Below are 12,476 nucleotides of genomic sequence, written 5' to 3' on the forward strand. Positions count from 1 at the left end.
AAGGAGAACGACGTGCCGACAGCCATCCAGCCATGTCTCTGGTTCAACGACCAGGCCCGCGAGGCCATGAACTACTACGTCGAGGTGTTTCCGAACTCCCGGGTCATCTCGGTCGAGGAGTACCCGGACGAGGCCCTTGATGAACATTTCAAGGGCATGTCGGGCAAGGTGCTCAACGGCCGATTCAGTTTGAACGGCGTCGATTTCGTCTGCCTCGACGGCGGACCGCTGTTCACTTTCAACGAATCCATCTCGTTCGTCGTCGAATGCGCAGACCAGGACGAGATCGACCACTACTGGTCCAAACTCTCGCACGTGCCCGAATCCGAGCAATGCGGTTGGTGCAAGGACCGATTCGGGATCAGCTGGCAGATCATCCCCGCCAAGATGGATCAGCTACTGGGCCGCCCCGAGCAGATCCAGACGATGATGCGCCAGAAGAAGATCGTGATCGCCGAACTGGAGAACGCCTGACGCGACCCGGCCGCGAGGATCGCGCTATCGTGGAAAGTGCCCGCCGAGAACGAGAATCGAAGCGGGACAATACCTCTACGGTAGAAGGCGAGGATTCGCTATGAACGCGGCGGGCAAACCCGAAGCCCTCGGCGAGGTGTACGAGCAGGCGGGCGCGATCGCCACGGCGACGCACGATGCCGACGGTCGGTTGCAGTGGACGGTGCAGTCGCACGACGGATCCAGCGCCGACACAAAGGCTTTGGCGAGCACGACGAGCTGGACGCCGGTGAATCCGGAGACGGTACTGTGACGCTCTACGGACCGGACACGTCGAACAACAACTTCCGCTCGGCCGCCGATGCCATCGCCTTCGTCTCCCAGCTACCCGGCCAGGGTTTCTCCTGGATCGAGCAGAAGGTGTCCGAAGGCAGTTACTACCGGGATCCGTACTGGCCGGTGATCGCACAGTGGTGCCGGGACAACCACTTTCCGCACATCGGCTATCACTACGTCACCACCAACAGCCCGGCGGCGCAGGCCCAGACGTGGCTCAGCAATAACGGTGGCCAGTATGCGATGCTCGACTTCGAGGCGAATTCCGGTGACATCCACAACTTCTGGGCCGTGGTCAATGCCTTCAATGCCGTCGGGGTGACGATCTCGCTGTCGTACATCCCGCATTGGTACTGGCAACAGATCGGCTCGCCCGACATCTCTCAGGTACCGGGCCTCATCGCGTCGAATTACGTCAACGGCACCGGCTACGCGTCAAACCTCTATCCCGGCAACGACAATCAGCGCTACTGGTTCCCCTACGGTGGTGCCACGCCGCAGATCCTGCAGTTCACCGATGCCGCACTGGTCGGGAATCTGTCGGTTGACTGCAACGCATTCCAGGGCACGCTCGACCAACTCATCGCACTGCTGAACGGAGGAACCGTGACTCAGCCGGACCCGAACACCGCGACCCTCAATCAGATCCTGGCCATCGTGCAGGACATCCAGACCCAGTTGCGCGGCCCGAACCTGAAAGGCTGGCCGCAGCTCGGTCACAACGCTGCCGGGCAGAACCTGACAGTGGTGGACGCACTGGCCGCGCTCAGGGCGGACGTCGACGCCCTCAAGGCCTCGTCGGCCGTGTGATCAGCGCCCGCCGGGGGCGGGTTCGTCGCGGAACGCCCGCATCGCGCCGGTGAGCGCCACGAAGACCCGGTGCGCCGCCTCGAGGTCCGCGTCGGGCAGGTCGGCCAACGCCTGGGTGTTGAGCTGAGCCAGCGGGCTGAAGAAATCCCGGCCGACGGCCAGCCCCTTGTCGTCGTTGCGCAGGATCACCTTGCGCCGATCGGTGGGATCGGGATCGCGGCGCAGATGGCCCGAGCTGATCATCCGCTCGACCAGGTAGGTGATGGCCGCCCCCGAGGTGCCCATCAGCTTGCGCAGCTCGCCCGCAGTCAGCGGTGTGCCCGCGGACTCGGCGACCATGACGTGCAGCAGCGCACGAAAATCATTGGCGCCCAGATCGTTCTGTGCCGCGAACACCCGTCCGATCTGGTCGGATTCGGCCGTCAGTGCCCGCACGTCGACGGCGATCTGCGCCTCCAGGTCGGCACGGTCCAGCGGCGTTGGCACGCGGAGAGCATAGCGCCCATGAAGTTCATTTGCTTAATGTTTAAGTATCTGAAATATTTTGGGAGTGTCCACTCGAGTCGCATGGGCAGTGGCCCTCATCGTCCTGATGCTCTCCGGCGCAGCCATGGCCTTGCTCGGCGCCGGGGATTCGGCGTCACGGTCGCCGGTGGCCGTGCCGGCCGGCGCGGAATCCGCCCGCGCCGACGCATTGCGCGCACAGTTCCCCGGCGGCGAGACCGCGCCGGCGATCATCGTCGTCACCCGCACGGACGGCGCGCCCTTGAGTCCGGCCGACGTCACCGCGGCCGGAGCGGGCGCTCGAGTGTCCGAGGACGGTAAGGCAGCGGTGCGAGTGGCGCCGCTGGCGGCCGACCTGTCCGGCTTCGATCTTCGCGACGCGGTCCATGAGCTGCGATCGCAGGTATCGGCTGCGCTGCCCGACGGATTGCGGGCTCAGGTGACGGGCGGGCCCGCATTCGGCGCCGACATCGCGAATTCCTTTGCCGGAGCCAACTTCACGCTGCTCGCGGTGACCGCCACGGTCGTGGCGCTGCTGCTGATCGTCACGTACCGCTCGCCCATCCTCTGGCTGATCCCGCTGTTGGTCATCGGGTTCGCCGATCAGGTGGGCGCGGTCGTCGGCACCGCGGTGGCCGCGGCGACGGGGCTGAACCCCGACGGTTCGACGGCCGGCATCACGAGCGTGCTGGTGTTCGGCGCGGGGACCAATTACGCGCTGCTGCTGATCTCGCGTTACCGCGAGGAACTGTCCCGGCGCAGCGATCACCGGGACGCGCTGCGGGTGGCATGGCGCGCCGCGGCCCCGGCGATCATCGCCAGCAACGCCACCGTCGTCTTGGCCCTACTGACTCTGCTGCTCGCCTCGGCGCCGAGCAACCGCAGCCTCGGAGTACAGGCCGCGTCCGGCCTCGTGGTCGCCGCGGTGTTCGTCCTGCTGGTGCTGCCGCCGCTGCTCGGATTGTTCGGCCGCCGGCTGTTCTGGCCCTTCATCCCCGAAACCGGTTCGCACGCCATGCCGCTCACCGAGAGCGGCGTCTGGCACCGCGTCGCAGCCGGGGTGTCCCGCAGGCCGGGCCGCGTCGCCACCGTGGCGCTGGCCGGCCTGGCCACGCTGTGCGTCGGTCTGGTGAATCTGCCCATCGGGCTGTCCCAGACCCAGCAGTTCCGGGTGCAGGCCGAGTCCGTCGCCGGCTACGACACGCTGGCAGCGCACTTCCCCAGTGGCCTGACGAATCCCACGACCGTCATCGCATCGGACCCCGCGGTCGCCGACGTCATCACCCACTCCCCTGGCGTGGTGTCGGCGACGCCGGCCGGGCGCTCGGCGTCGGGCCTGACGCAGTGGTCGGTGGTCCTGGCTGCCGCACCCGCCTCGCCGGAAGCATTCAAAATGATTGACGCCCTTCGTGACTCGGTGCACCAGATCGATGCGCAAGCAGTCGTCGGCGGCCCCGACGCGCAGGCCCGCGATGCCGCGGCGGCAGCGCAACACGACCGGAAGATCGTCATCCCGGCGATCCTGCTGGTCGTCCTGGCCGTCCTGTACGTCCTGCTGCGCTCGGCCCTGGCCCCACTCCTGCTGGTGGCGGTGACCGTGCTCAGCGCGCTGGCCGCGCTGGGACTCGGCGGCTGGGCGAGCGTGCACCTGTTCGGTTTCCCCGCGCTCGACAACGGGACCCCCCTGTTCGCGTTCCTGTTCCTCGTCGCGCTGGGCGTGGACTACACGATCTTCCTGGTGACCCGGGCGCGCGAAGAGACGCCCGAGTTCGGCAACCGGCAGGGCATCGTGCGCGCCGTCTCGGCGACGGGCGCGGTGATCACCAGCGCCGGCATCGTGCTGGCCGCGGTGTTCTGCGTGCTCGGCGTCCTGCCACTGATCGTGCTGACGCAGCTGGGCATCATCGTCGGACTGGGCATCCTGTTGGACACCTTCGTGGTGCGCACCGTCATCATCCCGGCGCTGTTCACGCTCATCGGCCCCCGCATCTGGTGGCCCGCGCTGCGCGCCGAGCCCTAGGGCTGGCCGGGCAGCAGGCTGACCATCAGGCCATTGGCCTCGGCCAGCAGGTTGCCCTCGGGGTCGAACAATTCGGCCGCGACGAACGTCTTACGGCCTTCGACCTCGGTGACGTGGGCCTTGGCGGTCAGCACCGTGTCGATCGGCGTGACCTTGCGGTAGTCGACGTGCAGGTACGCCGTGCGACTCATCGGTCGATTGACGGCGTGGATCAGCATGCCGAAGGCCTGGTCGAACAGCAGCGGCAGCACCCCGCCGTGCACGGCGTAGTTGCCGCCCACGTGGTACCGGCTGAACTCGACCTCCATCTCGACGCCCTCGGGCGAGAACTTGGTGACCGTCCACGGCGGCATCAGCAGACTGCCGGCGCCCGGCAGCGACGGCACCCGGATGGCCGGGCCGACACCTTCGGCCGCCTCGAACGGCTTCAGCAGCTTGACGAGTTCCTCGACGCGGTCGGCGGCGTCGTCCCATGTGTCGCTGTCCGGGTTGGCCGAGACGGCCAGGTCCTGCAGCCGCCTCATGCCCTCGAGGAAGCGGCCGAAGCCGGGCCCCGGGTCGGCAACCTCGAATCGTGGGAATCCGCCGTGCTGGTCGATGAAACCTTCGCTTTTCCCCGTCGCTTCGCTCGCCCCTTCTGTCACCCGAGGATGTCCCGGCGCACGATCGTCTGGTCCCGGCCGGGACCGACGCCGATGCACGACACATGGGCGCCGGAGAGCTCCTCGAGCCGCAGCACGTAGTCCTGCGCCTTGGCCGGCAGGTCCGAGAACTCGCGGGCCCCGGAGATGTCCTCCCACCAGCCTGGCAGCTCTTCGTAGATCGGCTCGGCGCGGGCGATGTCGGCCTGCGTCATCGGCATCTCGTCGGTGCGCTTGCCGTCGACGGTGTAGCCGACGCAGATCGGCACCGTCTCCAGGCTGGACAGCACGTCGAGCTTGGTCAGGAAGTAGTCGGTGATGCCGTTGACGCGGGTCGCGTACCGGGCGATGACGGCGTCGAACCAGCCGCAGCGCCGGGCGCGGCCGGTCGTCACGCCGACCTCGCCGCCCGTCTTGGACAGGTAGGCGCCGTACTCGTCGAACAGCTCCGTCGGGAACGGGCCCGAGCCCACGCGGGTCGTGTAGGCCTTCAGGATGCCCAGCACCGTGGTGATGCGGGTGGGGCCGATGCCAGAGCCGACGGCCGCGCCGCCCGCCGTCGGGTTGGACGACGTCACGAACGGGTAGGTGCCGTGGTCGACGTCCAGCAGGGTGCCCTGCGAGCCTTCCAGCAGCACGGTCTCGCCGCGCTCGAGCGCCTGGTTGAGCAGCAGCCGGGCGTCGGCGATGCGGTGCTTGAAGCCCTCGGCCTGCTGCAGCAGGCTCTCGACGACCTCGGCCGGGTCCAGCGCCTTGCGGTTGTAGATCTTGACCAGCACCTGGTTCTTGAACTCCAGTGCGGCCTCGACCTTGGCGGCCAGCTGCTCCTCATCGAGGACGTCGGCCACCCGGATACCGATGCGCGCGATCTTGTCCTGGTAGCAGGGACCGATGCCGCGACCGGTGGTGCCGATCTTCTTGCTGCCCGCGTACCGCTCGGTGACCTTGTCGATGGCCACGTGGTACGGCATGAGCAGGTGCGCGTCAGCCGAGATCATGAGCTTCGAGGTGTCCACGCCGCGGTCCTCGAGCCCGGAGAGCTCACTGAGCAGCACACCAGGGTCGACCACGACACCGTTGCCGATGACGTTGGTGACCCCGGGCGTCAGGATGCCCGAGGGGATGAGGTGGAGCGCGAAGTTCTCCCCCGTGGGCAGTACCACCGTGTGCCCGGCGTTGTTGCCGCCTTGGTAGCGGACCACCCATTGCACACGTCCACCGAGTAGATCGGTGGCCTTACCTTTGCCCTCGTCACCCCATTGGGCCCCGATGAGCACGATTGCCGGCATCGTTTTGCCTCCCGCATTACCTGCCTGAATACAGTGGCAGCCGGTGAGCAACCTTATCCCAGCAGGACGAGAGGAGAGGCCTTGACCGCCAGAGAGGCCTCAGGCGATGTCGTGGCGCTGGTCTTCGGCGACCGTCGGACACCCCGCGCGCTGGCGGATCTGACGGCCATCCCGGTGCCCTCGGCCAGCGCCCCGACGATCCCTGACGGCGCTGTCCGGGTGATTGTCGTCGGCGACCACGCCGATCTGTCTGCCACTCTGGCCCGGCTGCTGCGGGACGACCGGCTCGACGTCGAGGTCGGCTTCGTCCCACCCCTGACGCACGGCGGGCTCGGTGCCGCGCGCCGCGCCAGAGACGGTGTCGCCCAACGCGTTCCACTCATCCGCGACGAGACCGGCGCGGTGATCGTCCGGTCCGCGCGCTGGCTGCCGACGGGCGGCGACGCCATCACCGGCGAGGCCGTCGTCGACGACACCGTGCTGTTCGACGGCGAGTCCGCCGGCGTCGTCATCGAGCCCCTGCCCGGCATGCCGGGGCTGCGCGCGCGGGCGTTCGGGGCCGGGCGTTCGGGGCCGGGACGGGGCTGGGTCGCCGGCCGCGCCGCCCAACTCGGCAGCACCGGAGTTTTGGTTGAGCGCGACGGCGTGGCGGCCGCCCGTCCGGCGCGGCGGTCGGCGTTCTACCGCCATATCCAGGGTTGGCTGCGGGTCGGCTAGTTTGCAGTCATGACCATGCCTGTGCGGCGCGCCGTCCGTCCCAGCCCCGTCTTCTGGGCGATCGTGGCCCTGACCGTCGCCGGTGGTGCCGTCGCGTGGTTCTGCGGCGCCGAGGTCCGGCCGCTGGCCTACGCCGGTGTCTTCGTGTTCGTCATCGCGGGCTGGACCGTGTCGCTGTGCCTGCACGAGTTCGGCCACGCGTACACCGCCTGGCGGTTCGGCGACCGCGATGTCGAGCTGCGCGGCTATCTCACGCTGAACCCCGCGAAGTACGCCAGCCCGCTGCTGTCGCTCGGCCTGCCGGCCCTGTTCATCGCTCTCGGTGGCATCGGCCTGCCCGGCGGCGCGGTGTACGTGCGCACCGAGTACATGACGCCGCGGCAGCGCACGCTGGTCAGCCTGGCCGGCCCGTTCGCCAACCTGGTGCTCGCCGTCATCCTGCTGGTCGCGACCGCGGTGCTGTTCGACAGCGACCATCCGGTGTTCTGGGCGGGCCTGGCCTTCCTGGGATTCCTGCAGGTGACGGCACTGTTCCTGAACCTGCTGCCCATTCCGGGGCTGGACGGCTATGGCGCACTGGAACCGCACCTGAGCGCCGACACGCAGCGCGCGCTGTTGCCCGCCCGGCAGTGGGGCTTCCTGATCCTGATGCTGCTGCTGATCGTCCCCGAGCTCAACCGGTTGTTCTTCAACGTCGTCTACTCGGCCGTCAGCCTGACCGGCGTGCCGCCGCGCCTGGCGATGATCGGCAGCGCCCTGACCCGCTTCTGGTCCGCCTGGTAGCAGGGATTTGTGCACGATTTTCCGCGCTGACCGCGGAAAATCGTGCACAAATCCCGGGGCGTCTTGCGACATATGCAGAGTTCTGCATATATTGCTGGCATGGGTGCCGGACACGACCACAGCCATGGCGCGAACACGCGCGCCAGCCGCATGATCATCGCCGCTGCCGTACTCAGCGTCTTCTTCGTCATCGAGCTGACGACCGCGCTGATGATCAACTCGATCGCGCTGCTGGCCGACGCCGGGCACATGCTGACCGACCTCGTCGCCATCTTCATGGGCCTGGGCGCCGTCATGCTCGCCCGCCGTGGGTCGACGTCCGCGGCCCGCACCTACGGCTGGCACCGCGCCGAGGTCTTCACCGCGGTCGCCAACGCCGCCCTGCTGATGGGTGTCGCGGCGTTCATCCTCTACGAGGCCTATGAGCGACTGGGTGCGGCGCCTTCGATTCCCGGCGTCCCGATGATCGTCGTCGCGGTCGCCGGACTGCTCGCCAACCTGGTCGTGGTGCTCCTCCTGCGCTCCGACGCCGACAGCAGCCTCGCCGTCAAGGGCGCCTACATGGAGGTCGTCGCCGACACCGTCGGCAGCATCGGCGTCCTGATCGCGGGCATCGTCAACGTCACCACCGGCTGGCCGTACGCCGACGTCGTCGTCGCCGTCCTGGTCGCGCTGTGGGTACTGCCGCGCGCCATCGCACTGGCTCGCGCCGCCCTGCGCATCCTGTCGGAGTCCTCACCCCGCCACATCGACGTCGACGAACTGCGTGAAGCGCTGGCCGCCGTCGACGGCGTCACCGACGTGCACGACCTGCACGTGTGGACCCTGGTGCCCGGCAAGGACATGGCCACCGCGCACCTGACGTCCGCCGGGGATTCGGCGCGCGTCCTCGAGTCGGCGCGCGCCGTGCTGGCCGCCCGCGGTCTGGACCACGCCACCGTTCAGGTGGAGCCGCCGGCCGACGGCGGCTGCCACTGCGAGATGGACTAGTCAGAGACCCAGCTCGGCACGCGCCGCGGGATCGCAGTCGTCCAGCAGATCCAGGCAGCGCAGGTACTCGTCCTGCTCGCCGATGGACTCCGCGGCCTTCGCGAGCACCGCAACGCAGCGCAGGAAGCCCTGGTTCGGTTCGTGCGCGAACGGCACCGGGCCGAAGCCCTTCCAGCCGTTGCGACGCAACTGATCCAGACCGCGGTGGTAACCGGTCCGGGCGTAGGCGTAGGCGGTGATGGTCTGACCGTCGGCCAGGGCGGCCTCGGCCAGAGCGGCCCACGCAACAGAGGCCGTCGGCTGCGCCGCAGCAACTTCGGTGGCGGATTTACCCGCGGCGAGAGCGTCCTCGGCCTCGAAGTTGGCAGGCAGCAACACCGGCTCCGGACCCAGCAGATCACCCATTCGCGTCATGGCGCCATTGTGCCGTGCGGCCGCTCGCTGAGATCCCGCAGGCGGGAGATTAAGCTCCAGGTAGGACGTCGCGGCCTGCTCCAGGACGCATCGGCCCCAGTGCGCGATCTGATCTCGGGAGGACAGTCACCCCCATGTCGAACCCAGCCGCCATGTCGAACCCGACGGGACCGGACGGCCGTCGCGATGCCGATCAGCGCGCTGCCTCGACAGGCGACGACGCCGCGGCGGCAACCGAAATCTTCGAGCCCGCCGATCCCGCGACCGACCCGACCATCCCGGTGCGGCGCTTCACCGCGCCGTCGGGCTTCGACGGCAAGACGCAGATCATCACGCCGCTGCCGGACCCGGAAACCGAACTGATGCCGCCGGCCGCGCCGCAGGTGATCCCCGGCGCCGTCAAGCCGCCGAAGGACCGGCGCAGCTGGGGCTGGGTCATCGCGCTGGTCCTGGTGATCGCGGCCATCGCCGCCGTCGCAGTGCTGGGCACGGTGCTTTTGACGCGCGGCCACTCGGCCATGAACGCCGAATGGCCGCTCACGACACAAGGTTTCGCGATTCCTGCGTCATGACCGGCCAGTCGGCGGTGTCCAGCTTCGGCTACTTGCCCAGCCCCGCGGAGACGCTGCGGCCGGTGCTGTGCAGGTCGTTGCACGCTTCGATGACGCGCTGGGTCATCGACGCCTCGGCCTTCTTCAGGTAGCTGCGCGGGTCGTAGACCTTCTTGTTGCCGACCTCGCCGTCGATCTTCAGGACGCCGTCGTAGTTGGTGAACATGTGCGCTGCCACCGGACGGGTGAACGCGTACTGGGTGTCGGTGTCGACGTTCATCTTCACGACGCCGTAGCGCAGCGAGTCCTCGATTTCGGACTTCAGCGAGCCCGAACCGCCGTGGAACACGAAGTCGAACGGCTTGGAGCCGGCGGGCAGGCCGAGCTTGGCGGCGGCCACCTTCTGGCCCTCGGCCAGCACCTCGGGCTTGAGCTTGACGTTGCCCGGCTTGTAGACGCCGTGGACGTTGCCGAAGGTCGCCGCCAGCAGGTACTTGCCGTTCTCGCCGGAGCCCAGCGCGTCGATGGTCTTCTCGAAGTCCTCGGAGCTGGTGTAGAGCTTGTCGTTGATCTCGGCCTCGACGCCGTCTTCCTCGCCGCCGACGACGCCGATCTCGACCTCGAGGATGATCTTCGCGGCGGACGCGAGCTTGAGCAGCTCCTGCCCGATGGTCAGGTTTTCATCGATCGGCACCGCGGAGCCGTCCCACATGTGCGACTGGAACAGCGGGTTCTGGCCGTTGGCCACGCGCTCGGCCGAGATGGCCAGCAGCGGGCGCACGTAGGTGTCGAGCTTGTCCTTGGGGCAGTGGTCGGTGTGCAGCGCGACGGTGATGTCGTATTTGGCAGCGACGACGTGGGCGAACTCGGCCAGCGCGACGGCACCGGTGACCATGTCCTTGACACCCAGGCCCGACGCGAATTCGGCGCCGCCGGTGGAGAATTGGATGATGCCGTCGCTACCGGCGTCGGCGAAACCTTTGATCGCCGCGTTGACGGTTTCCGACGACGTGCAGTTGATGGCCGGGAACGCGAAGGAGTGTTCCTTGGCGCGGGCCAGCATCTCCGCGTAGACCTCGGGCGTGGCGATGGGCATGTTTTTCCTCTCGGCGAACCTGCAGTCTGGGCCAGTATGTCAGTCACGCGAAGCTGAAGTGCGGCACCGGGGGACACCCGTCAGCTCATGTGGTCAGACGGTCAAGACCATCCGGTAGCGCGCGTGGCCGCTGTTCATCCGGTCGAACGCTTCGGCGGCCTGCGCGAGAGGCCGTTCCTCGATGACGGCGCGCACGCCCGTGAGCGCGGCGAAGTGCAACGTCTCCTCGACATCGCGCGCGGTGCCCGACGGATGCCCGACGACCGAGAAGCCGCCGTTGATGAGGTCGAGCGGGCTGATCGGCAGGGGCTCGGGGGTGACGCCGACCGTCACGAGCTGCCCCTCGGGTGCCAGCCCGCCGACCGTGGCGGCCATCGCCGTCGAGCTCGCGGCCGTCGCGAGCACGACGGTCGCCCCGCCGAGGCGCCGCAGTTCGGCGGCGACGTCCGAGGCGTTCGAATCGATGTAGTGGTGGGCGCCGAGTTCCTTGGCAGCGGCCTCACGCTCCGGCCCGCGAGCGATCGCGACGGTCTCGAAGCCCATCGCCCGGGAGAACTGCACGCCGAGGTGGCCGAGGCCACCGATCCCGATCACCGCGACCAGGTCGCCGGCCTTGGCGCGCGTCTTGCGCAACCCGTTGAACGTCGTCACACCCGCGCAGCCCATCGGGGCGGCCTCGGCGAACGAGAACTCGTCCGGGATTCGGGCCAGCGCGGTCGCTGGCGCCGTGACCGATTCGGCGTATCCGCCGGGGTAGTGCCAGCTCGGCACCTCCATGCGTATGCACTGCATGAAATGGCCCTGTCGACATGGGACGCACCGGTTGCAGTTGCCGCCGAACCAGCCCACCGCCACCCGGTCGCCCACGACGAAGTCTTCGACGCCGTCGCCCAGTTCGGCGACGGTGCCGGCGATCTCGTGGCCGAGGGTGATCGGCCACGAAAGTCCCGGGAAGTGCCCCGCGTGGAACTCGCGGTCGGTGCCGCACACCCCGCACGCGGCGACCTCGATGCGGACGTGGTCGCGCGGCGGCGAGACGGTGTCGACGTCCGCGAGTGCGAGCGGGCCGTCGGCTTGCGCAACGTGAACTGCCCTGTGAGTGGCCATGCGCCGACCCTACGAGGGATGTGCGGTTGACGGAACCACCTGCAGACACCGGTATCTTTGGGCCCCATGACGACCACCATCTCCGCCATGCCGGGTTTCCTGGACCCGATGACGCTGATCGGCTACTTCGGGACATGGGCTCTGGTCGGGTTGCTGGTGGTCATCTTCATCGAGTCCGGCGTGCTGTTCCCGGTGCTGCCCGGCGACTCTTTGCTCTTCGTCGCCGGCCTGTTCGCCGCCAAACTGGCCGCCGGCACCGCCGATGACAAGATGCAGGAGGCCAACTTCCAGCTCTGGCAGCTGCTCGTGTTCATCCCGATCGCAGCAGTTCTGGGTGGCCTCGTCGGCTATTTCGTCGGCCGGTTCATCGGCGTCGAGATGTTCAAGCCCGATGCGCGGTTCCTCAAGCAGAAGTATCTCGACGAGGCGCACGCTTTCTTCGAGCGGCGCGGTCCCTTCGCGATCGTCATCGCCCGGTTCGTGCCGATTGTGCGCACGCTGGCACCGCTGACGGCCGGGGCGGCAAAGATGAACTTCGCCGTGTTCACCATCTACACCGTCCTCGGTGCTGTGGTGTGGGGAGTCGGGCTGACGCTGCTCGGCTACTGGCTGGGCCAGTTCGCCATCATTCAGAAGCTCATCGAGCCGATCTTCATCGTCATCGTCGTCGCCTCGGTGACGCCGATGATCTGGCACTGGTACCAGCGTCGCAAGGCCGCCGCCGAGAGCTGATGCGGGCTGAGTGGCCCGGGGTTCGAAAATCTT

Annotated in this window: 15 protein-coding genes; 9 read left to right on the plus strand and 6 right to left on the minus strand. The window is 68.1% G+C overall.

What is annotated here, in order from left to right; translation table 11 throughout:
• The first annotated feature begins 12 nt into the window (after nt 1-12).
• The 3 genes from BR47_RS0120035 (at nt 13) to BR47_RS30995 (ending at nt 1,599) form a co-directional block, all read left to right on the plus strand.
• Nucleotides 13-474, plus strand: a complete 462-nt coding sequence (locus BR47_RS0120035; protein ID WP_029120577.1) for a VOC family protein — start codon at nt 13-15, stop codon at nt 472-474.
• 100 nt (nt 475-574) lie between these two features.
• Nucleotides 575-766, plus strand: coding sequence for a hypothetical protein (locus BR47_RS33560; RefSeq protein ID WP_020100680.1), 192 nt, complete (start codon nt 575-577; stop codon nt 764-766).
• Nucleotides 763-1,599, plus strand: coding sequence for a GH25 family lysozyme (locus tag BR47_RS30995; protein ID WP_051634908.1), 837 nt, complete (start codon nt 763-765; stop codon nt 1,597-1,599). The genes BR47_RS33560 and BR47_RS30995 overlap by 4 nt, the downstream gene beginning before the upstream one ends.
• On the opposite strand, the gene BR47_RS0120045 is transcribed toward BR47_RS30995, so the two are convergent.
• Complete coding sequence (locus BR47_RS0120045; RefSeq protein ID WP_081831354.1) at nt 1,600-2,085, minus strand: MarR family winged helix-turn-helix transcriptional regulator; 486 nt, start codon at nt 2,083-2,085, stop codon at nt 1,600-1,602.
• Nucleotides 2,086-2,191: 106 nt separating this feature from the next.
• Here BR47_RS0120045 and BR47_RS0120050 point away from each other — a divergent pair, with 106 nt between their 5' ends.
• Nucleotides 2,192-4,123 carry an MMPL family transporter gene (locus BR47_RS0120050; RefSeq protein ID WP_090562906.1) on the plus strand — a complete coding sequence of 644 codons (1,932 nt, stop codon included), beginning with the start codon at nt 2,192-2,194 and terminating at the stop codon, nt 4,121-4,123.
• Here BR47_RS0120050 and BR47_RS0120055 read toward each other — a convergent pair.
• Nucleotides 4,120-4,767, minus strand: coding sequence for a PaaI family thioesterase (locus tag BR47_RS0120055; protein WP_020100684.1), 648 nt, complete (start codon nt 4,765-4,767; stop codon nt 4,120-4,122). The genes BR47_RS0120050 and BR47_RS0120055 overlap by 4 nt on opposite strands.
• The gene (locus tag BR47_RS0120060; protein WP_020100685.1) at nt 4,764-6,053 is read right to left on the minus strand and encodes an adenylosuccinate synthase; all 1,290 of its coding nucleotides are present in this window, start codon (nt 6,051-6,053) and stop codon (nt 4,764-4,766) included. Before BR47_RS0120060 ends, BR47_RS0120055 begins: the two co-directional genes overlap by 4 nt.
• Nucleotides 6,054-6,134: 81 nt before the next feature.
• Between BR47_RS0120060 and BR47_RS0120065 the strand changes: the two genes are divergently transcribed.
• The 3 genes from BR47_RS0120065 to BR47_RS0120075 all read left to right on the plus strand — a co-directional run bounded on the left by BR47_RS0120065 (nt 6,135) and on the right by BR47_RS0120075 (nt 8,543).
• Nucleotides 6,135-6,770 (plus strand): hypothetical protein, encoded by a 636-nt coding sequence (locus tag BR47_RS0120065; protein WP_051634909.1) that lies wholly within the window; start codon nt 6,135-6,137, stop codon nt 6,768-6,770.
• Nucleotides 6,771-6,779: 9 nt separating this feature from the next.
• Nucleotides 6,780-7,553, plus strand: coding sequence for a site-2 protease family protein (locus BR47_RS0120070; RefSeq protein ID WP_029120580.1), 774 nt, complete (start codon nt 6,780-6,782; stop codon nt 7,551-7,553).
• 99 nt (nt 7,554-7,652) lie between these two features.
• Nucleotides 7,653-8,543, plus strand: coding sequence for a cation diffusion facilitator family transporter (locus tag BR47_RS0120075; RefSeq protein WP_020100688.1), 891 nt, complete (start codon nt 7,653-7,655; stop codon nt 8,541-8,543).
• Here the strand turns inward: BR47_RS0120075 and BR47_RS0120080 are convergent, their stop codons facing one another.
• Nucleotides 8,544-8,957: a DUF3151 domain-containing protein gene (locus tag BR47_RS0120080; RefSeq protein ID WP_029105052.1), complete on the minus strand. Its 414-nt coding sequence runs from the start codon at nt 8,955-8,957 to the stop codon at nt 8,544-8,546. It lies immediately after the preceding gene.
• A gap of 134 nt (nt 8,958-9,091) precedes the next feature.
• Here BR47_RS0120080 and BR47_RS33825 point away from each other — a divergent pair, with 134 nt between their 5' ends.
• Nucleotides 9,092-9,529, plus strand: a complete 438-nt coding sequence (locus tag BR47_RS33825; protein WP_020100690.1) for a hypothetical protein — start codon at nt 9,092-9,094, stop codon at nt 9,527-9,529.
• A gap of 28 nt (nt 9,530-9,557) precedes the next feature.
• On the opposite strand, the gene fbaA is transcribed toward BR47_RS33825, so the two are convergent.
• A complete protein-coding gene (gene fbaA, locus BR47_RS0120090; RefSeq protein WP_029120581.1) occupies nt 9,558-10,604 on the minus strand; it encodes a class II fructose-bisphosphate aldolase in 1,047 nt (348 codons plus the stop codon).
• A 93-nt stretch (nt 10,605-10,697) separates the two neighbouring features.
• Nucleotides 10,698-11,711: an alcohol dehydrogenase catalytic domain-containing protein gene (locus BR47_RS0120095; protein WP_029120582.1), complete on the minus strand. Its 1,014-nt coding sequence runs from the start codon at nt 11,709-11,711 to the stop codon at nt 10,698-10,700.
• Between the two features lie 66 nt (nt 11,712-11,777).
• On the opposite strand from BR47_RS0120095, the gene BR47_RS0120100 reads away from it, so the two are divergent.
• Nucleotides 11,778-12,443, plus strand: coding sequence for a DedA family protein (locus BR47_RS0120100; RefSeq protein ID WP_029120583.1), 666 nt, complete (start codon nt 11,778-11,780; stop codon nt 12,441-12,443).
• Nucleotides 12,444-12,476 lie beyond the last annotated feature (33 nt).

The organism is Mycobacterium sp. UNC410CL29Cvi84, from assembly GCF_000686745.1.
Lineage (GTDB): Bacteria > Actinomycetota > Actinomycetes > Mycobacteriales > Mycobacteriaceae > Mycobacterium > Mycobacterium mucogenicum_B.

Excerpts from the sequence above, each read along its gene's own strand:
- BR47_RS0120095 (WP_029120582.1), bottom strand. The coding sequence starts at position 11,711 with ATGGCCACTCACAGGGCAGTTCACGTTGCGCAAGCCGACGGCCCGCTC.
- BR47_RS0120075 (WP_020100688.1), top strand. The coding sequence starts at position 7,653 with ATGGGTGCCGGACACGACCACAGCCATGGCGCGAACACGCGCGCCAGC.
- BR47_RS0120080 (WP_029105052.1), bottom strand. The coding sequence starts at position 8,957 with ATGACGCGAATGGGTGATCTGCTGGGTCCGGAGCCGGTGTTGCTGCCT.
- BR47_RS33825 (WP_020100690.1), top strand. The coding sequence starts at position 9,092 with ATGTCGAACCCAGCCGCCATGTCGAACCCGACGGGACCGGACGGCCGT.
- BR47_RS0120070 (WP_029120580.1), top strand. The coding sequence starts at position 6,780 with ATGACCATGCCTGTGCGGCGCGCCGTCCGTCCCAGCCCCGTCTTCTGG.
- BR47_RS0120100 (WP_029120583.1), top strand. The coding sequence starts at position 11,778 with ATGACGACCACCATCTCCGCCATGCCGGGTTTCCTGGACCCGATGACG.
- BR47_RS33560 (WP_020100680.1), top strand. The coding sequence starts at position 575 with ATGAACGCGGCGGGCAAACCCGAAGCCCTCGGCGAGGTGTACGAGCAG.
- BR47_RS0120060 (WP_020100685.1), bottom strand. The coding sequence starts at position 6,053 with ATGCCGGCAATCGTGCTCATCGGGGCCCAATGGGGTGACGAGGGCAAA.
- BR47_RS0120050 (WP_090562906.1), top strand. The coding sequence starts at position 2,192 with ATGCTCTCCGGCGCAGCCATGGCCTTGCTCGGCGCCGGGGATTCGGCG.
- fbaA (WP_029120581.1), bottom strand. The coding sequence starts at position 10,604 with ATGCCCATCGCCACGCCCGAGGTCTACGCGGAGATGCTGGCCCGCGCC.